This window comes from Pseudomonas sp. MDT1-85 (assembly GCF_054898065.1).
Genome location: NZ_CM142715.1, coordinates 3908650 through 3928914 on the forward strand (window position 1 = coordinate 3908650; position 20265 = coordinate 3928914).

At 56.5% G+C, this 20265-nt stretch carries 21 protein-coding genes and 9 pseudogenes; 14 read left to right on the forward strand and 16 right to left on the reverse strand.

Annotated elements, in window-relative coordinates; translation table 11 throughout:
• Window positions 1-32: 32 nt before the first annotated feature.
• Together ACYZT2_RS17630 and ACYZT2_RS17635 are read right to left on the reverse strand one after the other, a co-directional pair.
• Window positions 33-143: pseudogene (locus ACYZT2_RS17630) on the reverse strand (LysR family transcriptional regulator); the annotation flags it as partial.
• Window positions 144-239: 96 nt separating this feature from the next.
• Window positions 240-840: pseudogene (locus tag ACYZT2_RS17635) on the reverse strand (AraC family transcriptional regulator); the annotation flags it as partial.
• A gap of 78 nt (window positions 841-918) precedes the next feature.
• Here ACYZT2_RS17635 and ACYZT2_RS17640 point away from each other — a divergent pair.
• On the forward strand, window positions 919-1413 hold the full coding sequence (locus ACYZT2_RS17640; protein WP_461966007.1) for a T6SS effector amidase Tae4 family protein: 495 nt from the start codon (window positions 919-921) through the stop codon (window positions 1411-1413).
• A 14-nt stretch (window positions 1414-1427) separates the two neighbouring features.
• Complete coding sequence (locus ACYZT2_RS17645) at window positions 1428-1598, forward strand: hypothetical protein (RefSeq protein WP_461973314.1); 171 nt, start codon at window positions 1428-1430, stop codon at window positions 1596-1598.
• A 98-nt stretch (window positions 1599-1696) separates the two neighbouring features.
• Here ACYZT2_RS17645 and ACYZT2_RS17650 read toward each other — a convergent pair whose 3' ends face one another.
• Together ACYZT2_RS17650 and ACYZT2_RS17655 are read right to left on the reverse strand one after the other, a co-directional pair.
• On the reverse strand, window positions 1697-2140 hold the full coding sequence (locus ACYZT2_RS17650) for a PRC-barrel domain-containing protein (protein WP_461966009.1): 444 nt from the start codon (window positions 2138-2140) through the stop codon (window positions 1697-1699).
• A 341-nt stretch (window positions 2141-2481) separates the two neighbouring features.
• Window positions 2482-2813: pseudogene (locus tag ACYZT2_RS17655) on the reverse strand (zinc-binding dehydrogenase); the annotation flags it as partial.
• A gap of 273 nt (window positions 2814-3086) precedes the next feature.
• On the opposite strand from ACYZT2_RS17655, the gene ACYZT2_RS17660 reads away from it, so the two are divergent.
• From ACYZT2_RS17660 to ACYZT2_RS17675, 4 genes are all read left to right on the forward strand, one after another.
• Window positions 3087-3248, forward strand: coding sequence for a DUF2986 domain-containing protein (locus tag ACYZT2_RS17660; RefSeq protein ID WP_461966011.1), 162 nt, complete (start codon window positions 3087-3089; stop codon window positions 3246-3248).
• 260 nt (window positions 3249-3508) lie between these two features.
• Window positions 3509-3829 carry an isochorismate lyase gene (locus ACYZT2_RS17665; RefSeq protein ID WP_461966013.1) on the forward strand — a complete coding sequence of 107 codons (321 nt, stop codon included), beginning with the start codon at window positions 3509-3511 and terminating at the stop codon, window positions 3827-3829.
• Between the two features lie 48 nt (window positions 3830-3877).
• The gene (locus tag ACYZT2_RS17670) at window positions 3878-4378 is read left to right on the forward strand and encodes a GNAT family N-acetyltransferase (protein ID WP_461966015.1); all 501 of its coding nucleotides are present in this window, start codon (window positions 3878-3880) and stop codon (window positions 4376-4378) included.
• Between the two features lie 259 nt (window positions 4379-4637).
• On the forward strand, window positions 4638-5192 hold the full coding sequence (locus ACYZT2_RS17675) for a lipid-binding SYLF domain-containing protein (protein WP_461966017.1): 555 nt from the start codon (window positions 4638-4640) through the stop codon (window positions 5190-5192).
• 93 nt (window positions 5193-5285) lie between these two features.
• Here the strand turns inward: ACYZT2_RS17675 and ACYZT2_RS17680 are convergent, their stop codons facing one another.
• Window positions 5286-5891, reverse strand: coding sequence for an AraC family transcriptional regulator (locus ACYZT2_RS17680; protein ID WP_461966019.1), 606 nt, complete (start codon window positions 5889-5891; stop codon window positions 5286-5288).
• A 229-nt stretch (window positions 5892-6120) separates the two neighbouring features.
• On the opposite strand from ACYZT2_RS17680, the gene ACYZT2_RS17685 reads away from it, so the two are divergent.
• Window positions 6121-6483, forward strand: a complete 363-nt coding sequence (locus ACYZT2_RS17685) for a DUF6463 family protein (RefSeq protein ID WP_305506286.1) — start codon at window positions 6121-6123, stop codon at window positions 6481-6483.
• 34 nt (window positions 6484-6517) lie between these two features.
• Here ACYZT2_RS17685 and ACYZT2_RS17690 read toward each other — a convergent pair whose 3' ends face one another.
• The 3 genes from ACYZT2_RS17690 to ACYZT2_RS17700 form a co-directional block, all read right to left on the reverse strand.
• The gene (locus ACYZT2_RS17690; RefSeq protein ID WP_461973156.1) at window positions 6518-7213 is read right to left on the reverse strand and encodes a tRNA (adenine(22)-N(1))-methyltransferase; all 696 of its coding nucleotides are present in this window, start codon (window positions 7211-7213) and stop codon (window positions 6518-6520) included.
• 299 nt (window positions 7214-7512) lie between these two features.
• Window positions 7513-8115, reverse strand: coding sequence for an eCIS core domain-containing protein (locus ACYZT2_RS17695; protein ID WP_461966021.1), 603 nt, complete (start codon window positions 8113-8115; stop codon window positions 7513-7515).
• Between the two features lie 274 nt (window positions 8116-8389).
• Window positions 8390-9286 carry a LysR family transcriptional regulator gene (locus ACYZT2_RS17700; protein ID WP_461966023.1) on the reverse strand — a complete coding sequence of 299 codons (897 nt, stop codon included), beginning with the start codon at window positions 9284-9286 and terminating at the stop codon, window positions 8390-8392.
• A 100-nt stretch (window positions 9287-9386) separates the two neighbouring features.
• Between ACYZT2_RS17700 and ACYZT2_RS17705 the strand changes: the two genes are divergently transcribed.
• Window positions 9387-10049: an NADPH-dependent F420 reductase gene (locus tag ACYZT2_RS17705; protein ID WP_461966025.1), complete on the forward strand. Its 663-nt coding sequence runs from the start codon at window positions 9387-9389 to the stop codon at window positions 10047-10049.
• A 129-nt stretch (window positions 10050-10178) separates the two neighbouring features.
• On the opposite strand, the gene ACYZT2_RS17710 is transcribed toward ACYZT2_RS17705, so the two are convergent.
• From ACYZT2_RS17710 to ACYZT2_RS17725, 4 genes are all read right to left on the reverse strand, one after another.
• Window positions 10179-10775 carry a tyrosine-type recombinase/integrase gene (locus ACYZT2_RS17710; RefSeq protein ID WP_461966027.1) on the reverse strand — a complete coding sequence of 199 codons (597 nt, stop codon included), beginning with the start codon at window positions 10773-10775 and terminating at the stop codon, window positions 10179-10181.
• Between the two features lie 104 nt (window positions 10776-10879).
• Complete coding sequence (locus ACYZT2_RS17715; protein WP_461966029.1) at window positions 10880-12232, reverse strand: SLC13 family permease; 1353 nt, start codon at window positions 12230-12232, stop codon at window positions 10880-10882.
• Between the two features lie 173 nt (window positions 12233-12405).
• Window positions 12406-13200 (reverse strand): methylmalonyl-CoA decarboxylase, encoded by a 795-nt coding sequence (gene scpB / locus ACYZT2_RS17720; RefSeq protein ID WP_461966031.1) that lies wholly within the window; start codon window positions 13198-13200, stop codon window positions 12406-12408.
• On the reverse strand, window positions 13197-14426 hold the full coding sequence (locus ACYZT2_RS17725) for a CaiB/BaiF CoA transferase family protein (RefSeq protein WP_461966033.1): 1230 nt from the start codon (window positions 14424-14426) through the stop codon (window positions 13197-13199). Before ACYZT2_RS17725 ends, scpB begins: the two co-directional genes overlap by 4 nt.
• Window positions 14427-14607: 181 nt before the next feature.
• On the opposite strand from ACYZT2_RS17725, the gene ACYZT2_RS17730 reads away from it, so the two are divergent.
• From ACYZT2_RS17730 to ACYZT2_RS17745, 4 genes and pseudogenes are all read left to right on the forward strand, one after another.
• Window positions 14608-15543 (forward strand): LysR substrate-binding domain-containing protein, encoded by a 936-nt coding sequence (locus ACYZT2_RS17730; RefSeq protein ID WP_461966035.1) that lies wholly within the window; start codon window positions 14608-14610, stop codon window positions 15541-15543.
• 91 nt (window positions 15544-15634) lie between these two features.
• Window positions 15635-16133: pseudogene (locus tag ACYZT2_RS17735) on the forward strand (tyrosine-type recombinase/integrase).
• 220 nt (window positions 16134-16353) lie between these two features.
• Window positions 16354-16872: a MarR family winged helix-turn-helix transcriptional regulator gene (locus tag ACYZT2_RS17740; RefSeq protein WP_461966037.1), complete on the forward strand. Its 519-nt coding sequence runs from the start codon at window positions 16354-16356 to the stop codon at window positions 16870-16872.
• Complete coding sequence (locus ACYZT2_RS17745) at window positions 16872-18074, forward strand: FAD-dependent monooxygenase (protein ID WP_461966039.1); 1203 nt, start codon at window positions 16872-16874, stop codon at window positions 18072-18074. The genes ACYZT2_RS17740 and ACYZT2_RS17745 overlap by 1 nt, the downstream gene beginning before the upstream one ends.
• On the opposite strand, the pseudogene ACYZT2_RS17750 reads toward ACYZT2_RS17745, so the two are convergent.
• Together ACYZT2_RS17750 and ACYZT2_RS17755 are read right to left on the reverse strand one after the other, a co-directional pair.
• Window positions 18050-18322: pseudogene (locus tag ACYZT2_RS17750) on the reverse strand (tyrosine-type recombinase/integrase); the annotation flags it as partial. The gene ACYZT2_RS17745 and the pseudogene ACYZT2_RS17750 sit on opposite strands and share 25 nt — an antisense overlap.
• Before the next feature lie 10 nt (window positions 18323-18332).
• A pseudogene (locus tag ACYZT2_RS17755) lies at window positions 18333-18569 on the reverse strand (hypothetical protein).
• A gap of 115 nt (window positions 18570-18684) precedes the next feature.
• Between ACYZT2_RS17755 and ACYZT2_RS17760 the strand changes: the two are divergent.
• Both ACYZT2_RS17760 and ACYZT2_RS17765 read left to right on the forward strand, forming a co-directional pair.
• Window positions 18685-19137 (forward strand): thiol-disulfide oxidoreductase DCC family protein, encoded by a 453-nt coding sequence (locus tag ACYZT2_RS17760; protein ID WP_461973158.1) that lies wholly within the window; start codon window positions 18685-18687, stop codon window positions 19135-19137.
• Window positions 19138-19435: 298 nt separating this feature from the next.
• Window positions 19436-19717 (forward strand): annotated as a pseudogene (locus tag ACYZT2_RS17765) (phage infection protein); the annotation flags it as partial.
• A gap of 124 nt (window positions 19718-19841) precedes the next feature.
• Here ACYZT2_RS17765 and ACYZT2_RS17770 read toward each other — a convergent pair.
• Together ACYZT2_RS17770 and ACYZT2_RS17775 are read right to left on the reverse strand one after the other, a co-directional pair.
• Window positions 19842-19984: pseudogene (locus ACYZT2_RS17770) on the reverse strand (arsenate reductase ArsC); the annotation flags it as partial.
• 121 nt (window positions 19985-20105) lie between these two features.
• Window positions 20106-20249 (reverse strand): annotated as a pseudogene (locus ACYZT2_RS17775) (arsenate reductase/protein-tyrosine-phosphatase family protein); the annotation flags it as partial.
• Window positions 20250-20265 lie beyond the last annotated feature (16 nt).

Here is a 20265-nt window from a genome sequence, read left to right on the forward strand (position 1 = left end):
ATACATGTCCCGACGGCGCAACCTTCGACACTTTATATGGAAATGATTTCAAACAGCACCTGCTCCAGGATGACAAAAAAACATTTAATGTGAGCCTGTTTCAATGCCTGCGGCCGGGTCACCAGATAGACTTCCATGGCCGGCCTCCCCCACCTCACGGAGGTGACGAAAAATTCAAGGTGCGAACTTAGACATTTGCTGCCTGGCTTGATCAGAGTGTCCATCGGCACCGGACCTTCTCACGCTGATTGTCTGCGCCAAGTGCCGGGGGATGTGCCGAACTGGCGTTTGAATGCACGACTGAACGCGGCGGATTCGTAGCCAACTGCAAAGCCGCTTTGCGCCACATTACCGCGACCTTCGCGCAGCTGTTGAGCCGCCACATGCATACGCCAGAGCGTCAGGTATTGCATTGGTGGCTGTCGACCAATGCCGTGAATCGCTCCGCGAATGCCGAGCGCGACATGCCCACTTCAAACGCCAGGGCTTCTGCAGTCCAGCCCTCGGTTGGACGAGCATGGAGCAGCGCCAGTGCGCGCCCGATATGCGGATCTCGCAAACCCGCCAGCACCCGCGCCGCTCAGCGGGGAGGCTCGCGACATACTGGCTGACGGCTTCGACGAATAGCAATTCGGAGAGCTTGGCGATGACCGTTGTCGAGCCGAGGCGCCCCGCCGCAATCTCACTGACAGCGTAACGGAATGAGCTTTCAATCCAGGCTCCCGAAGCCGTCGCGCGCAAGTCTAATTTCAATAAAGATGGCAGCGACGAAAGCAACGGACTGAAGGGTGTTTCAGAGCAGAGGAATCCGCACAATAGCTGCGTGACCTTGCCGCCCCCGGCCATACTTCTCTTCGCAAATATGGACCTTCTGCTAGGCTAGCCATCAGGGTTAAAGGGCCACAGGGAGAAGGCCGGATGTTCACATTCGAGAAATTATGGAGAAGCCACCCAGAAATATTTGGAGACGCAGCTCCGTGCAGGACCAACGGCGCCAAGAATTTCAGTGATCAGTGTGCTATCAACCTCGGCGTGGCACTACGTTGGGCCGGTGCCGATCTCGACAAGCTCAAGAGTTTCCGCCACTGCTGGCAGCGCCCCAAGAGCGAAGGACATGTTTTGGCGGCAGAAGAAATGGCGCAGGCGTTAAGCCAAACCAAAATTCCCGGCCTGCATGCCGTCAAAAAGCTAAAGCCGAAAGACTTCGAGGATGACCTTGAAGGGCAGCAAGGCATCATTTTTTTCAAGGACTTCTGGCGCCGAGGAAACGAGACCATTGGCAATCGCAGCGGCGATCATATCGACCTGTGGAACGGGCGTAGGCTAACCGACTGGCTGAGTTACCCTCGTATTCAGTTGGGGTTTTCCATTGAGGGCAGTTTCTCCGACTACCACGAGTCGAAGGGAATATGATTTTGGAAGGTCATATGAAAATTATTAAAGGGGCATTGTTCGTCACGTTGATTGTTGCCTTGGCTATCGGGGCATTTAATTTGATATTCGTGGCAGTGTCTGGCTACTTTGGGCCGTTCTACGAGGGGGATGCGGACCAAAGTCGGAACTTTGCAATTTGGCTTTTGGGGGCAATGCGCGCCTAAGGGTTTGGCCCCCCAACGACCAATCTTGATATGTCGTTGTTTGCTTGGCGCGCATCACGCTTCGTTTCGGATATGGACAGTTAGCTTTTGTCGATACTTTATCTCCGAACAGTATCGTAATCGAATGGTTTGGTTCCATAGAAAGAATGGATTTCTGTTGCCCAGGACTCGTCGGCCATATTAGGCCAATTATCCTTGTCAAAACCAGGTGCATGTTCCAAACGTTCTTTGTCTACGTTTAACACGAAGCGCTTATTTACTGTATCGAGTGTCAATGCATTCCAGGGTACCGCAAACAGTTTTTCTCCCATGTTAAGAAAGCCACCAAAAGATAGAACCGCATAACTCACTCTACCGCTGCGGACATCCAGCATGATTTCCTTGATATCTCCCAAATCCTCTTCATTATGGTTATAAACATCATTTCCAATGAGTGTGTCTGCCCCCATCAGATCGGGGCCAGGCCCTTGTTCATCGGAGTCGGCATCTCGCAGGATGTTGGTTTTGTACATGCCATAGGTATCGCGATCTTCGTAGTTCATTACTATCTCCTATCAGCAATCGCCAATCGATCAGAAAATGTATCCATTGCCTTGATGGCTGTATTAGTGGGAGTCACCCGCTTTCGAAAAAGTCGAATTTTCTCTCTGCATGACGACGAATGGTAAATAGGAAGTAAAAAGAAGTTAATCAGCTTTTAATTAGCGTGCTATCCATGCGTTTTAAGTCTGGATAGCTACTGCGAGCAAACTTATTTGAATGATAGCTAATATAGGGAAGTCACAGCAAAATCCAGAGCAGGACATAAAATTGGCAGGCGAATGTCTGCTTCTGGCCGATAGCTGCCCTTGGTGAAGGGGAGTTATCGGCCAACAGCAGCCGCAACATCGACTCCGCGGCTACCCGTTTCCCGCATGATGGCGTCGACATAATCCTCCTTTTCATTGTCGATGATCACGTCGGCACCCAAACTTCGCGCGAACTCAAAGTTTGCTTCGCGCACGGTCGTGAACACCTTGCTCCCATGGCTTTTGCCAGTGGATCGTCACATGACCGACTCCTCCCGCTCCGCCGTGTACCAGAACGCTCCCCTACTCAGAGCGCCGCACGCACGATCAGTGCTTCCCACGCTGTCCCGCCAACCAAGGTCAGGCTTGCCGCCTCAAGGTGGCTCAGCGAAGGAGGCTTCTTCCCGATAATGCTTTCGGCAGCGACCAGAAGTGGGCGCTGCTGGTATCAGGAACTCAACAATTAGCCATTGCCCCGATTCACGCTTACCATGCTCCCAACTCGTATCACCGCGGCGGCTGCCCCCACCACTCGCCAACTGTTGGACAGATTCACCCTTAGGATATCCCGACGACTTTCGCTACATGGATCCTGAGCTGGTGGGCTTGCTCGAAAACGCAGTGGAGCCCTATCTCACTACCTAATTTTTGTGCGAAAACCTCTGCCATCATTCAAGAACTTACAAGCCGAGTAGAAAACATGAATCGTCGTAAAAAAATAAAGCAGTTATTAAAGGCTCACGCTAAAAAGGCCAGCGCCAAATTGGCACCGCCAAGCAAGTCTAAATACATTAGTAAAGCCGACCGATTGAAACTGGCTGCTGAATCCAGTCACGACTCAATCGTTTCCTCTGAGAGCTGATTCCAGGTATTTGAGGCACTATCGGAATTCACAAATCTGGTTGGGCCAGGCATTCCGACGTCGCCCGGTTTTACTGTTGACTTGCAGAGGCCATATCCTTTTTTTGGGTAATTGTCGTATGGAACTTCAGCAAGAGAATAACAGTGAGGTACGATGCAGATCGAAAGATCTCTGAAGTGGTAGTCAGGGAATATCAATAAGGTTAACCACTCATACCTCTTCCGACGGCCCACTTTTTTTCCGCAAACGGAGTCACTTACATGGAAGTCATCAATCAGTTGCAACCCGCAGAGTGTGCAGGCATGGAGGATATCCGGCGCGAAATCGATGCCCTGGATCAGGCCGTTATCAAGCTGTTGGGCAAGCGTTTTCACTATGTGCAGGCTGCCTCGAAGTTCAAGACTTCAGCGACTTCGGTGCGTGCGCCGGAGCGTTTCAAGGCGATGTTGGCGACACGTCGCGCGTGGGCCGAGGCCGAGGGCTTGAGCCCGGATGCAATCGAGAAGATGTACAGCGATCTGGTGAACCACTTCATTACCGAAGAGATGAAACACTGGGCGGCTCATCAATCCGTAACCTGATCCACCGCACAACGACCAAGTAGTTCTACAAGAAAGGGAAGCGACCTTATGAAGTCCGTCAGAATTCGTACCCTACAAAGTACTGACGCCGAGGCGTTGCTGACATTTGAATTGGCCAATCGCGAGTGGTTCGAGCGTTTCATAGATGCGCGCGATGCTGCTTTTTACTCGCTGCAGGGCGTCACCGACCACATTGCAGCTTATTTATCTGATTTTGCCGCCGGAATCTGGCACCCATTTGTCCTAGAAGATGTTGACGGAAAAATAGTTGGGCGAGCGAACCTGAAAGGCATCGACATGTCCGAGCGGTCGGCAGAAGTTGGCTATCGGATTGCTCAATGCGCTTGCGGACGGGGACTGGCAACGCAGGCGGTGAGGCATTTGATCCAGGAGGCGCAGTTGCATTGGAACCTTAAACAACTGGTTGCCAACGTATACGCTGAAAATATCGGCTCGGCAAAAGTACTCGAACGGTGTGGCTTCCTGATCGAACCTATATCCCGGCAAGAAGGGATAGAGCAAGAATATCGGTTTGGCCTTTCGATTTAGATGATTGAAAAAGGGCACCTTGTCAGGTGTCCGTTTTTTTTACAGTTGGCCATTGCAGTTTCTGACGACGAACCCGGCTGATACAAAGAGGTCAAAGCAGGTGATGACGTCGCCAATGATCCAAGGGCTCATTCAACGGCGAAGTCAGTGGCTCACATACTTTAGGGGTGCGCCGGATAATTTCAGCAGGCTCGGATGCTGCCGAGGGGCAAGTGCTGACTGCTGCTCACATCCAATGCTCCCGTATCGGAGTACTAACATGACTCAGTCAATGCGGTTCTTTCTATCGATCGTCCTTGCGACACTGGCATCGGCCAGCTTCTTGAACACTGCGGGTGCGGCAACCGCCGAGGATCTGGATGTCGACTCTCGGCAAGCGTTGCAAACTCTCTACAAGTCGACGCCATTTGCTGAAAGCATTTCGCATAACGCCAAAGCGATTCTTATCTTCCCGAAAATCATCAAGGCGGGCCTTGTGTTTGGCGGCAGCTATGGTGAAGGGGTGTTGTTGAAGGACAAGAAAGTAGAGAATTATTACAACTCCGTAACCGGGTCCTGGGGGCTGCAAGCAGGCGCCCAGTCGTATGGCTATGCGGTTTTCCTGATGACCGACAAAGCCGTGGACTACATACGTCAAACCAAGGGTTGGGAAATCGGCGTAGGACCCACCGTTGTAATGGTTGATGAAGGGGTGGCGAAGAATCTGTCTAGCACGACGATAAAGGACGATGCCTATGCGTTCATTTTCGACCAGCAGGGGTTAATGGCCGGGATCAGCATCGAGGGAACCAAGATTTCCCTGATCAAGCGCTAAAACTGGTCGTTTGGCGCATGGATGCGCCAGTCCATACAGGCGCCCTCTTGAAGCCATACGGGGTCCAGCTGCTGATTAAAGCGCTCTGCCCAGTCAACGACCTACACCAGCACGGTCAACCAGGCCGACACCAGCAGCAAGAAAGCCAGTGCAGTGTTCATGCGTTTGAATGCCTGCGGCGAACCAAACGCCCGGGCACTGCCCACGCCGAGCAATCAAATAAGCATGAGGCGCCAGCCCAAAGGCTGCCTTGAACGCCCGCGTCAGACGAAAGCGATCAACCCCACACGCTTGGGCCAGATCATCCAGGCCGATGTCTTCGTAGACATGAGCATGCAAATAGTCACGCGCAACCTGGGCCACCCACGGCAGGCGCGGATCAAAGGCCTGACGCTTGCGCCAATCAAGATGACAAGTGAGCGCGCCCAACAAGGTGTCGATAGCGCTCTGGCGCACAATGCGCAAGTCGCCCTCATGGAGCGCGTGGAAGGCTTGAAAAATGGCAGTGGCCAGGCGCGGATCCTGGCTCAGGGTGTCGGCAAAACCCGGCTGGCTGTTGGTCGGCGCGTGCTCGAACAACGCGTGCAACTCACGCTCAAGCCAGTGCGGATCGTAGGCATGCGCCTGAAAGTGGGCACGAATCGATTCAATCCCGGTATCGGCGTCCTGGGACAACTCAATCCAGTTGCGTCTGTCCACGGAAGGCTCCATCGGTAATGGTTCAGCGTTTATCTGTGCGGACGACTAAATTACCGCGCAATGGAAAAGGACGTTTAGAAGATTTGTGCAGGTTCCTCGGCAAATGCGGCTGGCGTGCCGTCGGTGGCGCAGCCTAACATGCGGTTCAAGCCGCTCGCTCGGGACCGGCTAAAGACTGCTCCAAACGCTAGATACTCATCCAACCTTACCGTTACGGAGCCTATGAAATATGTCAAACATCGTCGCATGGACGCTGTTCGCCTTGGGCGCCTTCCATATTCCATTCGGTATTATCAAGTTCAAAACAGCATTCGCCGCCGCTGTAGACTCTGGCTTCGTTGACCAGTTCAGAGCGCACGAAGATCGGCGTACTGCCCTCTGGTTTACCCTGCTGGGGCCGCTTTTTATGCTCGCAGGGCATACAGCGATTCACGCCGTAGCAGTGGGTGATCTCGCGCTACTTAAAATTGTTGGCATCTATGTGCTGATGATCTCGATCATTTGCGTCATTGCTGTTCCAAAATCGGGGTTCTGGGCAACGCTACTGGTTTCGCCGCTGATCATCGCGGCAGGGTATGGCTTGTACGCCTGACAAACGGTTCATCGTTCGCTCCGCTCCCGTGCGCTCAAGCCAACAGTTCGGTGATCCACCGAACCTGCCGGACAACGTCTTGCACTTTCTCCTCGGGCACGGCCTGCCGCGCTTGGGCAAAGCTGGTCAAGGTCTGCTGCTTGTGGCGCAGAATGCGCTGCCACTTGACCAGGAACGCCGGGCTGCGTGCCTGCATTTGCAGCGGGCCGAAGTACAGTTCCTCGGCGGTGTACAGCACCGGCCCGGCGCGCTCGGCGACGATGATCTCGTAGTAGAAGCGATTTTCCCGCAGCAGCTCCTCGCAGAGGATGCGGTAGCCATTTTCCATTAGCCATTGGCGCAGTGGCTGCTCGCCGCCGTTGGGCTGCAGGATCAATCGCTCTTGGCCGCTCAGGTGCGCCTTGCCGCTGTCGAGGATGTCGCGGATCGTCTCGCCGCCCATGCCACAGATACTGATCGCCGTGATCCCGTCTCCCGGCTCGATCGCCGCCAGGCCATTGGCCCGGCGCACGGTGATCCGCTTGTCCAGGCCGTTCTCGCGCACGGTGCGTTCGGCCGAGCGGAACGGCGTCAATGCCACCTCGCCGGCCACCGCAACCGCGATCGCGCCACGGCGCATCAACGCCACCGGCAGGTAGCCGTGATCCGAGCCGATATCGGCCAGGCGCGCACCTGCTGGCACATGCGCCGCCACGCGCTCCAGGCGCATGGACAATGTCTGTTCGTTCAACTGCAGTTCCTTTTCACCACGAGTGTCCGAAACCTTTGGCCGGATCGGGGCGCGATTTTGTCGAGTAACGCCGTGCATTTCAAATTTCTGCGACCAGAGCGATGACTCGGCCCAACGATCACTGCACCGCTCGGAACACAGCGTGCAGATACTGCGCAGATTTGAAGCCGCAACTGGAGGCAATGTCTGTGTGAGCACCCGGACCGGGCGTTATTCGGCCAGCCGGTGATCAAACGACAAGATGGGCCGGCAGTCAGGGGGTACCAATAAGATAGCCCCCCCAACGACAGGCATCGTCGCTACTCTTCAGTAAGTCCTTCGCGCACCCACCGTCTGACCTCAGCCTGTATGGCATAAGCCGGTGCCTCCACAGCATTGAAATCTTGTGTATACCGCTGGGCAAATCCTTCTACCCCCCATTCCTGATACTGCTGCACGTGCTTTAACTCGTGAGCCCAGAGCGCGATGTTCTGTTCTGCTGTTTGAGCGTCCCGGAAGAGGATGATGTCGACCAGCGTCACGGCACCCACATCGGGGTTTTGCAGCATGGCAGTGGCTGCGTTGAATTGGCCGTTGTCGCTCACTTTGTAGCGCGCGGTATCGAGGACGCTGGGGTCGTACCAGCGCAGCAGTTGCTCGCGGATGTGCGGCGGAATGGATTGGATGCCGGCGGTGGCTGCTTGAGCGCGGGCTTGGGTCAGCCACAGCGCCAGCGCAGGTGCCGCGATCTGGTAGATGCCTTGAGGCAGGGGGCCGAGCAGCGGTCCTACGTCTGGCAGGCAGATGCAGCCGTCCAGGCACACTTGTTTCTCGCCAGCTGGGCAGGCGTTGGTCTGGGCTGGCACTTCAAGCGGCAGGCAAAGAACCAACAGCGCCACCAGGCGCGTGGTGATGGGCGGCATTGGGCGCTCCAGGCACGGACGCAGGGCGAACAATTGTCATCATTGATCGACGACCCGCATAGCTTTAGGGTAGTCCCGAACCAGGTATCCCCAAGATAATCGCAGGAAGCGATAGATCACTGTTTCCTGCGAATCCCCCCACGTTAGTAGACATAGCCCATAGTTGTCTGTCGCGAAAGGCAGCAATCGGCCAGTAGCGGACAGTCAATGAAGCAGTAGCGTGCGACCGAGATCAATCACAGGTAAATGCGGCTGAGACAACTCAAAACCCTGCTCAAGGAGCACCAAAGCGGGCGAGCGCAGCATCGATAAATCGTCGGAGTTTGGCTGTTCTCTGACGATTGGCCGTGTAGAGCAAATGCATTTGTCGGCTCGGTGCTTCGTAATCAGCTAACAGTCGAACTAACTCGCCGTTGCGCAACGCGGGCTCAAGAAAGTCATCGGGTCCAAGGACAATCCCGAACCCGTCCAGTGCTGCCGACAGCAGTGCTTTGCTCTCATTGACCTGCAATCGACTGACGACTTGTACCCGTTCAACTGCGGAGCCTTTGCAGAATACCCATTCGCGGTCGGCCGGCCGGGACCAATAGGCATACCCCAGACACTCATGGTTCTTCAGATCATCCGGTATTTGCGGCACTCCGCGGTCGGTCAGATAGCTCGGTGCCGCACAGGCTACCAACCGATAAGGCGCCAACGGCCTAGCGGTCAAACTGGACGCGGTCAATGGGCCAATCCTGAAAGTCACTTCATAACCCTCCTCCACCAGATCGACGAAGCGATCGGTCAAATGCAGATCGATTTCGACCTCCGGGTGTTGACGCAAAAACTCCGTCACAAAGGGCATAAGGCTATAGGAGCCGAACGTTACGGGAGCGCTGATTCTCAGTTTGCCGCGCGGGGTGTCGTTCATGATCTGCACAAGGGAGTCGGCAGCCTGAGCCTCGCTCAGAATGTGCTTACAGCGTTCGTAGTAAGCGCTGCCCAACTCAGTCAGGCTCTGGCGTCGGGTGGTTCGGTTCAGTAGTCGCGCACCTAGCCGCTGCTCAAGAGCGGAAACATGCTTGGCCACCATCTGCGGCGATAGGCCCAATCGCTCGGCGGCGCTGGCATAGGAGCCGGATTCCGCCGCCATCACAAACGCCCCCATGCTCGTCAGGCGATCCATCATTCAATACTCCTGGTAACGAGACTAAGTAGCCGATGATTATTTATCTGCCGTTGGTTGGCAATCATCATAGTTTCTTCTTACCAACCAGCGGAGCAAGGACATGCGTATCGGCATTATTGGGGCAGGCTTCATCGGACGTGCAGTGGCGCAATTGGTCATCGCGGCGGGACACGAGGCGATGCTCAGCAATTCACGTGGGCCACAGACCATGAGCAGCGTGCTCAGTGGCATTCCTGGCAGTCAGGTCGGCACTATCGAGGACGCAGCACAATTTGGCGAAGTTGTACTCGTGGCAATTCCTCTTGAGCATTACCGAAGCGTGCCGGCCAAGTGGCTAGAGGGCAAAACCGTGCTGGATGCCAACAATTACTACCCGGAACGCGACGGTCACATTGCCGCTCTCGACCGATTCGAAACCACCACCAGCCGCCTGCTCGCCGAGCATCTGCCCCACTCCAGCGTGGTCAAGGTGTTCAATGCAATCCTCGCCCAGGATCTGGTGCAGGACGCGCGCCCGAAAGCAGCGCCCGACCGACGCGCACTGCCGATCGCGGCGGATGATCCAGCGGCGAAAGCGCTGGTGATCACGTTGCTGGACGAGATTGGATTCGACGCGGCAGATGCGGGCAGCCTCGATGAAAGCTGGCGATTCGAACGGGCTAAACCCGCCTACTGCAAACCGCTGGATAAAGAGGGGCTGAAGGTTGCCTTGGCTGCGGCCCATCGGCAGGTCGAATTGCCCGAGGGATCGTGGCGCCGCTGAATACCCAAAACCGCCTGGATCGAGAGAAGACTTGGAGTTGACTGAGGACAATGTCAGCTTTGGGTCGGATAGCGACGGTCTGGCCTAGACCGTCGCAGTGGATGGTCAGACTTCTGTCTGCTCTGCCATTTACAGAGCATCGTCGACCTCGATGCCCAAGTACCTGACAGTGCTTTCGAGCTTCGTATGACCAAGCAAGAGTTGGACTGCTCTCAAGTTCTTTGTCCTGCGATAGATCAACGATGCCTTGGTTCGCCGTAGCGTGTGAGTACCGTACATGGTCGGGTCAAGGCCAATGGCTGTTACCCATGCTTTGACTATTCGAGCGTATTGCCTGGTGGAGAGATGATCTGAGCCATGCAACCGGGTCGGGAACAGAAAGTCCTCACTGCGAAGATGGGCCTGATGCATCCAAGCCTCCAGAACCGTTCGTGTTTGCTGAGTAATTTCAAACTGCACAGGATGCTGAGTTTTCTGCTGCATCACGATGGCCCGTGACGACACATGCTCCCCATGCGCAATGTCTCGTACTCGCAGCTTGGTTAAGTCACAGGCACGCAGTTTGCTGTCGATGGCCAAGTTGAAGAGAGCCAGATCCCGTGTCTTCTCCGCGAGCTGGAGTCTGACCCGGATGGCCCAGATATCTCTGACTCGGAGCGGGGCTTTCTGCCCTACAAGCTTTCCCTTGTTCCAAGGCTGATGGCGATATTTAGCAATAGTGTTCATGGCATGTCCTCCAGGTTGAGGGAGGACAAGGGTGGATCAGTCACAGTGTGTGGTGGTCGCTAACCGACCCTTCCATCAGGCTGATCAGGGCCTGACCCGATAGCTCAGAGCACCCCGGGCACCACCAGGGTCAACCAGGCAACACAGGGTCCCACCAGGGCAACCACCGCGCTGTAGATCAGCAGGCTGCGCAACACTTTTTCTCGCTCCTGCGGGGGTGTATTGGCAACCACCAGCGCACCATTGGTGGAGAACGGGCTGGTGTCGACGATAGTGGTGGAAATGGCGATAGCCGCGACCACGCCGACCGCACTGATGTGGCCCTGGCTCAAGAATGGCACGGCCAGGGGAATGATCACCCCTAGCAACGCCGTAGACGAAGCGAAGGACGAGATAATTGCGGCAGTGAAGCACAGCAGCAAAGCGACCAGCAGCGGTTCACCCAAGCCGGAGATGCCATGGGCGACATAGTCGATGGTACCGATGGTCTGCATCACTCCGATGTAAGTGATGATCCCGGTGATCAGCAGAACAGTCGACCAACTGACCTTGTCAATGGCCGCTTTCTGCGCCTTAGGCGCGAACATGGCCAGGACTACCGCGACCGTCATGGCCACCAACCCGATATTGAACTTGAACACTAATGCCGAGATCGTCAGGGCCAACAGCCCGACCAGCGTCGACAGCTTGGCCCCGTCCAGGCCGCTGAGGGTCTGTAGCGGCGCACCGGCACCCGTCAGGTCAGTACGATGATAAGCAGGGGACGCCGGCGTACCGCCGTGGCCAAGAATGGCCAGCGATGCACCAGCAGCATGCAACTCGAGACCGGGCGGGACCGCCACCAATGACAGGCGAGCGCTACGTAAACCACCGAAGACTACGAATACCACCATGGCAATCCCCAGGTTGAACAGCAGGCTGGCGATGAACAGAGTGAACGGTGCATAAGGCAGCCCGGAGGACGCAACGATCTGATTGGTTATGCCACCGAAAATACTCACAGGGGAGAAACTGCCGCCTTGAGCGCCGTGAATCACCATCAGTCCCATGAGCACCGGGTTGATGCGGTACTGCACGGCGAAGTTGAGAGCAATAGGCGCGAGGATCGCTGCCACCGCAGGGCTCAGCGCACCGAAACCGGTGAGCAGCGCCGCCACCACGAACATCACCCAGGGTATCCAGGCGACATGGCCACGCACCATCAACACTGCCCGTTCGATCAGCCAGTCGATGGTGCCGTTGTTCTGGGCGATACCGAACAAATAGGTGACACCGACCAACGTCAGGAACAGGTCACTGGGAAAGCCGGCGAAGATGGTCGCCGGTGTCATGTCCATTATCACCGAACCGACGATAAAGGCCGCTGCGAACGCCAGCGCGCCCATGTTGATGGGCAACACGCTAGCGATGCCGAAAATGACCACTAACACTAAAATTGACAGAATTTCATTATCCATTTCAATCTGACTCCCCGCATTCGGACGGTCCCGCAGGTACCGTCCTTGTTGTTATTTTTTTTCGGGATGTTTAGCAACCGATTCACGTCGGGCCGGACGTGCGCCGAAACGAGGAAGCGTGCCTTGCCTGCGAAGTCGGTCGTACAAACACAGAAGCTTTCAAATCTGTCGTGCTAATTGCCATTAAATGCTGCTGGCCGGCGCTCGGCAAAGGCTGCCAGTCCTTCGTCAAAGTCAGCACTTTCGCAGGCTTGTCGGCGCAGTTCGGCAATCTGCTCCATCGCCTGCACCGGAATCGGTTGCAGGTCTTCGAGGATACGCAGCTGTTCCTTGACCGCCGCAACGGCCAGCGGTGCTTTGCTGGCGATGCCGTGTGCCAGTTCCAGCGCGGTCGCTTCCAGCACATCAGTGTCGACCAGTCGGTTGACCAGACCAAACCGTTCCGCCCGCTCCGCATCGAGCTTCTGTGCAGTGAAAAACATCTCCTTCAACACATGAATCGGCAAATTGTTGAAGAAGCGCAGCAATCCACTGGTGGTGTACGGCAATCCAATGTTCACTGGAGTCATGGCAAAGCTTGCGCTGCAGTCCGCGACGACCATGTCGCAGCTCATTACCAGATCCACCGCGCCGCCCCACACCGAGCCGGACACCAGGGCAATCACCACGCCGGGATAGGCGCGGATGCGGCGCAATACCTGTTCGAGCGGTTTGCCATAGGCAATCGGGTCGCGGTCGTGTTGCAGTTCGCGGATATCGTGGCCGGCACTCCACACGGATTGGCCGACTTCGCTGCCGAGGATCACCACCGGGATGCGTTGTGACGCCAGGGCGACGAGACTTTCGTCGAGCGCCGTCAGCAGTTGCGCGCTGAGTGCATTGCGGTGTGTGGGGTTGCTGAAGACCAGCCTCGCGATGCGTTCATCGACCCGGTTGACGGTCACGGTTGTGGAAGAGGCTGGATTCATCGTGCGGCTCCTGTCGATTGCGCGCCGGTCATGTCATCGGAGTTCTGGAACACTATTTTAGCGGCGAGCAGTGCGTTGATTGATGCAGCGTCGAAACCGGCTTCGCGCAATACTTCGACGGTGTGTTCGCCAAGCAGTGGCGGTGGGCGGCTGACAACGCTGTCAGTGGCGCAGAACACCGGGGTCACTACCTGCCGCAGTGCACCAAGTGTCGGGTGCGTGAGTGTCTCGGTCAGTTGGCTGTGCAGCACCTGCGGGTCGTCGAAGACCTCATCGAGTGTGTTGATCGGGCCGGCGGGTAATCCTGCGTCGACGAACAGCGAGGTCCACTCGCGTTTGCTGCGGGTTTTCAAACGACTTTCCAGAATCTCTTTCAATTCGTCACGACGTTCGACCCTCGCTTCATTGGTGGCGAAGCGCGGATCGTCCGGCAGCTCGGGCAAACCGAGCAGTACGCACAAACGCCCCCACATGGCCGAGGTGATCGGCGCCAGATTGAGCGGGCCATCCTTTGTCTGGAACACGCCGTAAGGTGCAATCACCGAATGGGCGTTGCCGGTGCGGCGCGGCACATCCCCCAGGCTGAGATAGCGTTGGCCGTGCACACTCAGCAACCCGACCAGACTGCCCAGCAGCGACGTGCTGACATGTTGGCCGCGCCCGGTGCGCTCGCGCTCGAGCAGCGCGGCCAGCACCGCTGTCACCAACCACATGCCCGAAGTCAAATCGCCGATGGCAGTGCCGGTGCGTGTCGGGTCGCCATCGACGAAACCGGTCAGGCTCATCAGCCCCGAGTAGCCTTGGGCGATCTGGTCGAAGCCCGGCCAACTGCTCATCGGCCCGTCGGCGCCAAAGGCGTTAATGCTGCCCATTACCAGTCGCGGATTACGGGCGCTGAGCACCTCATAACCGAGGCCCATGCTTTCCAGCGTGCCAGGCTTGAAGTTCTCGATGACGACGTCGGCGTCATCGATCAGCTGCTGGATGGTGGTCAACCCTTCGGGATTGCGCAAGTCAATGCACACGCCGCGCTTGTTGCGGTTACACGATAAATAGTAGGTGCTCACGCCCCGGTCGAAGGGACCCCAGGTGCGGCTCATATCGCCAGTCGGACCGGGCTCGATCTTGATCACATCGGCACCGAGGTCTGCCAGCACCATGGTGCAGAACGGCCCCGACAGTGCGCGACTCAGGTCGACGATTTTCACGCCTTGCAAAGCTTGCATAGGACTCTCCATTGAAGGGTTGAATACGGGCCATTGCGCCAAGGCCTTTGAAGCGCTACTTGCCTTTGACGACCGTTAGCGCTTCGTGTTGTGAGACGAGTCTAGGCGCCGTATCTCATATCCCTCAAATATGATATTCCTCTGCACTCATCGGAAAATCATATGGCTTGGGAGGGTACACATGGACCTGCGCCAGTTGCGGTATTTCATCAAGGTGGTCGAGTGCGGGAACATCACCCGCGCCAGTGAAACGCTGCATATCGCGCAGCCAGCCATCAGCCAGCAGATGCGCAACCTGGAACAGGACATGGGCATGCAACTGCTCGAGCGCAGCGTGCATGGCGTTGTTCCCACGGCGGCTGGGCAAACGCTTTATCGGCATGCCATCGAACTGCTGCGCCAGGCCGACGGCACCCACGAACTGCTGCGCCAGGACGCCGAATTCCCGCAAGGCAAAGTCTCGGTCGGTATGCCGTCGAGTACGGCGCGTATGCTGGCAATTCCGCTCGCGCGCACGATTCGCAGCCGTTATCCGGGCATCAAGTTGGAATTGATCGATTCTCCGAGCGCCGAACTCGGACGTCTGATCACGGTAGGGCGAGTGGCACTGGCGGTGAATGTCGATGCGGTCGAAACCCGGGGCATGGCTTTCCGGCGGCTGTTAACCGAAACGCTGTACTTGGTGGCGTGGCCGGAATTTTCATTATCGGATGAACCGGTGTCGATTGAGGCATTGGCGAAGATGCCGCTGGTGCTGCCCTGTGCTCCGAACACCATTCGCAGTCGGGTCGAATTTGCACTGCAGGAGGCCGGCCTGAAATGCGAGGTTGAATTCGAAGCCAATTCCACCGACCTGTTGTTCTCAGCCGTCAAGGCGCAGCTCGGTGTCACGATCCTGCCGTGGGCCGCGGCCCATGTTGAGCTTGTGCAACACAGGCTCAAGCTGGCCAGGATCGATCATCGACTGTTCAAGCGGGATCTTTCGCTGTGCTGGCATGACACGGTTGTAGAGAGCAATGCCGTGCAGAAGGTCAAGTCGACAATTTTCGAGCTGTTCGAGGAATTCGAGCGGCAGCCGGGGTGGGCAGATGAACTGGTCAAAGGAAAGAACCTCTAAGACTACTGACGGGCTGCTTTGGGTCGGATAGCGACCTCCACTCATTTGTGACTGATACACCCTTGTCCTCCCTCAACGTGGAGGACGAGCCATGAACACTATTGCTACAAACAGCCATCAGCCTTGGAACAAGGGAAAGCTTGTCGGGCAGAAAGCCCCGCTTCGAGTCAGAGATATCTGGGCCATTCGGGTCAGACTCCAGCTTGCGGAGAAGACACGGGATCTGGCAGCACCTAGTGCAATTTGAAATCACTGAGCACACCCGAACGGTTCTGGAGGCTTGGATGCGACAGGCCCACCTGCGCAGTGAGGACTTCTTGTTTCCGACCCGGCTGCACGACTCAGACCACTTATCCACCAGACAATACGCTCGAATAGTCAAAACGTGGGTGACCGCCATTGGACTTGACTCAACCATGTACGGTACTCACACGCTACGGAGAACCAAGGCATCGCTGATCTATCGCAGGACGAAGAACCTGAGAGCTATCCAGCTTCTGCTTGGTCATACGAAGCTTGAAAGCACCGTCAGATACCTGGGAATCGAGGTCGATGATGCCCTTGAAATGGCGGAACAGACGGAAGTATGACCACCCATAGTGACGGTCGATGCTAGACCGTCGCTATTCGACCCATAGCTGCCCTTCGCGGAGGGCAACAATCGGCCAGAAGTCGCCTTTCATGAACAAATCGCGTCTGCAACGCTGGCGGCTTTTTATCCGCAATCCGGAAAACTAGCTAAGCAAGTTAGCTATGTGTTAGTTTCACTGTCCTCGTTACGATCAGCCCTTGAATCCTGGACAGCCCCGCATGAAGTCGCCTTTGTCTCCTTCATATCCAGCCGAAGATCCACGCAGCCTGCAAATTGCCAGCGATGCCGTCGCCCAGCAGCTGCAACAAATCGCCATCCTGACACGTAAAGCCGCCAGCAATCTGGGCACGGCCTTGGGCATTAATCAGACCGACGTGGCGGCACTGGAGCACCTGATCACTGATGGGCCACTGCCGCCGACCGAACTCGCAACGCGTCTTTCAGTGACTACCGCAGGCATTACCCAGGTCATCGACCGGCTGGAGCGCGCCGGGCATGTGGTCCGTGAGCGTCAGCTCAATGACAAGCGCCGAGTATTGGTGTGTCCTGTACCCGATTCGGTGGCGGAGGCTTATCGGCATATCGCGCCAATGCTTACTGGTCTGGGGGCGGTGCTCGGCGCACTCGATGGGGAGGATCGCTCAGTGGTCGAGACGTTTCTCGGGCAGGTGATCGAGGTCTATCGCAGCACTTTGCCAGGCAGTACTGACCCCACCCTTGAAAATCAGGACGCCTGATGAAAGCACAAAAAGTTCTTGTGACCGGAGCAAGCATCGCCGGGCCAGCGCTCGCTTATTGGCTGTCCCGGTATGGCATGGATGTTACCGTGGTCGAGAGGGCGCCTGCGTTTCGCGATGGCGGGCAGACGATTGACGTACGTGGCGCCGGTCGCGTCGTCGTTCAGCGTATGGGGTTGGAGGATCTGATTCGGGCGAACACGACCCATGAGCAGGGCATCGCCTTTGTCGACGAGGACAATCGCACCAAGGCGTTTATCGATGTAAATGCTTTCGACGGTGAGGGGCCGATCGCTGAACTGGAGATCCTCCGCGGCGAACTTGCCAAGCTGTTGATCCAGCATAGCCAGGACCGGGTCAGCTACCGATTCGGCGACAGCATTGAAACCATGGACGACAAGGGCGAGCGGGTTCATGTGCGCTTCGAGCAGGGAGGCGAGCAGGTTTACGATCTGGTGATCGTGGCTGAAGGGATTGGTTCGACGACGCGCAATCAGGTGTTCGGCAACGAAGTCCAGCGCCGGCCTCTTGATCTCTACACCGCCTATTTCACCGTGCCATGGCAGCCGAGCGATGGCCAGGCCATGCGCTGGTACAACATTCCCGGCGGCCGCTGTGTCTGTTTGCGTCCGGACAACCTAGGCACCACGCGCGCCTTTCTGTCTTTTCAGCAGGTGCCGAGCGGGTACGAGAAGCTCGCGCAGCACGAACAAAAAACCCTACTCAAGCAGTTGTTTGCCGGCGCCGGTTGGGAGACACCTCGCGTGCTCGACGCGCTGGAGGATGCAACCGACCTTTATCTGGACGCGGTGGGTCAGGTCAAAATGCCCCGCTGGTCCAAGGGGCGCATCGCGCTAGTGGGGGATGCAGCCTATTGTGCATCGCCCATCAGCGGCATGGGCACTAGCCTGGGTCTGTGCGGCGCTTACGTGCTGGCTGGCGAACTGAGTCGTCACGCCGACCACGCCCACGCGTTCGCGGCCTACGAAAAACTGATGCGTCCTTACGTCGCTCAGGCGCAAAGCGTACCCAAGTTCGCGCCGAGACTGGCATCACCGCATTCGCGACTTGGCATCGCACTTGGCCATGCGGTGTTGAGGATGGCCACCGCGCCGGGGTTTAAGACCATATTCGGGAAAATCCTTTCTCCGAAAGCTGATGCCATTGAGCTGCCGAGTTATGACGACCAACAGCGGATATAAATTTGGATGACCGCTAGGGCATCATTGACCTCGATTCCCAGGTATCTGACGGCTTTCAAGCTTCGTATGACCAAGCAGAAGCTGGACAGCTCTCAGGTTCTTCGTCCTGCGATAGATCAGCGATGCCTTGGTTCGCCATAGTGTGTGAGTTCCGTACATGGTTGGGTCAAGGCCAATGGCTGTCACCCACGCTTGACTATTCGAGCGTATTGCCTGGTGGAAAGATGGTCTGAAGTGTGCAATCGGGTGCACCTCGCATCAACCGAGTTGATCGACGACTTTTATCTGCGTCAGCCCTACCCGCTCAGCCTGCTCTAAAATCTCCGTCGGCGTCGCGTCCGCAGTGGGCATGATCAGGCTGTTCTCACCATCCCCATAATGCAGCTGTAGCAGGTGCATCGCCGCCTCATGGACAGGCAGTTGAGGCTACTCGAATTCGAACATGTATGTGCGGGGCTCGCCGTTGAACAGGTAATCCAGGGTGTAGTTGCGCATGGTGCGATCCTCATAGAAGGTGGTGGCCGTTTTTACACACTCTGGGCCAAAAGCAGACTTTAACTCTGGCTCGCGAGTAAGATCCGGGATAACGAGGACCATCGGACCCATGTTTATGCCAGCATCCCAAATTCGCTCCTCACCCGCGCCGTTGCTCAAGCAAGGCGAGACGGTGCTCTTGTTCGACGGCGTATGTAAGCTGTGCAATGGCTGGGCGAGGTTCTTGATCCGTCATGACCGCCACCGGCGCGTGCGGTTGGCGGCAGTACAGTCGCCCGAGGGGCAGGCACTGCTTGCTTGGGCAGGTTTGCCCTTGGATCAATTCGACACCATGGCCGTAATCCGCGACCGACACTACTGGGTGCGTTCGGATGCATTTTTTGAAGTCATCGCCCTGCTGCCCGCCCCTTGGCTGCCGTTGAAGCTTTTGCGCAGCTTCCCACGCAAGCTTCGAGATTGGGCATACGATCGCATTGCGTTGAATCGCTATCGGCTCTTCGGCAAATACGACACGTGCCTTTTGCCTGACCCTGATCATGAGCAACGTTTTTTGAAAACTCCATTATGAACGCCTTGGTACGCATCAACTGGATCGCACGAGGAGGCCTGGCGTTCATGTTTGGCTACCATGGCCTGGTTCCCAAGTTGCTATGGCTAAGTCCAGGCGAGCGGACAATGATCCAATCCCATGGGATCAGCCAGGTGGAGCTATTCGCCAATATTGCCGGGGGACGCGGTATTTGCCCACTACGTTTCAACCATTGCTGGCATCGATAGTCACCATCACGTCAATGAAGTTCTCATAAAAAATCCTCGGCGTAACATCCGCTCCATACCCAACCAATAACACCCCGGAGCACACCATCATGAAACGCCAAATCCTCCTCAGCATCGCTTTCTCGGTTTTTGCAGTTAACGCTTTCGCCGCTTCCTCTGCTCACCCGGTCGTCGCTGAAGGCGGCTCGGATCGCCTGATTGAGAACCGCGTCGCCGAAGGCGGCTCGGATCGTCTGATCGAGAACCGCGTTGCTGAAGGTGGTTCGGATCGTTTGATTGAGAACCGCGTCGCTGAAGGTGGTTCGGATCGTTTGATTGAGAACCGCGTCGCTGAAGGTGGTTCGGATCGCCTGATTCAGAATCGTGCTGCATGAATGAATGGCTTTACCGCAACACTTCAACCAAAAAACCCGGCCTCATCAGCCGGGTTTTTTCATGCGTTTTCAGTGCCCGACTGGGTCATCAAAGATGATCACCGCTAGCACTCCAGCATCACTACCGGGTCTTCACAGTGATGAACATTTTGATGCGATCGTGGATTTCCTGAATGGCATGACGAAAGGATCATGTTTTTCACTGGTGACGGGGTCCTCGAAATTCCACACGATCACTTCTCCGGCGGTGGGCATCCGAGAAGCACGCTGGAGTCTCTCGATCACGTAGGCATCGACCCCACAGGGTTACGCAGTAAAGCCATCGATGAGTTCGAGGGGCAGCCGTTCCATTACGTGATTACGCTGTGTGACAAGTCATCCGAAGGCGGGCGTCAATCTCACTGGCCACAAGCCCGGCGCTAAAGGCTTCGAAGTGTTCGCAATCACTGTGCCGAAGTAGCGCTTGTGCCATCAGTGAACGAGCATCATTTTTTTCGCAAACGAACAGAACCCGGAGTTTGTCAGGCATCACGTCTTCACCTCTT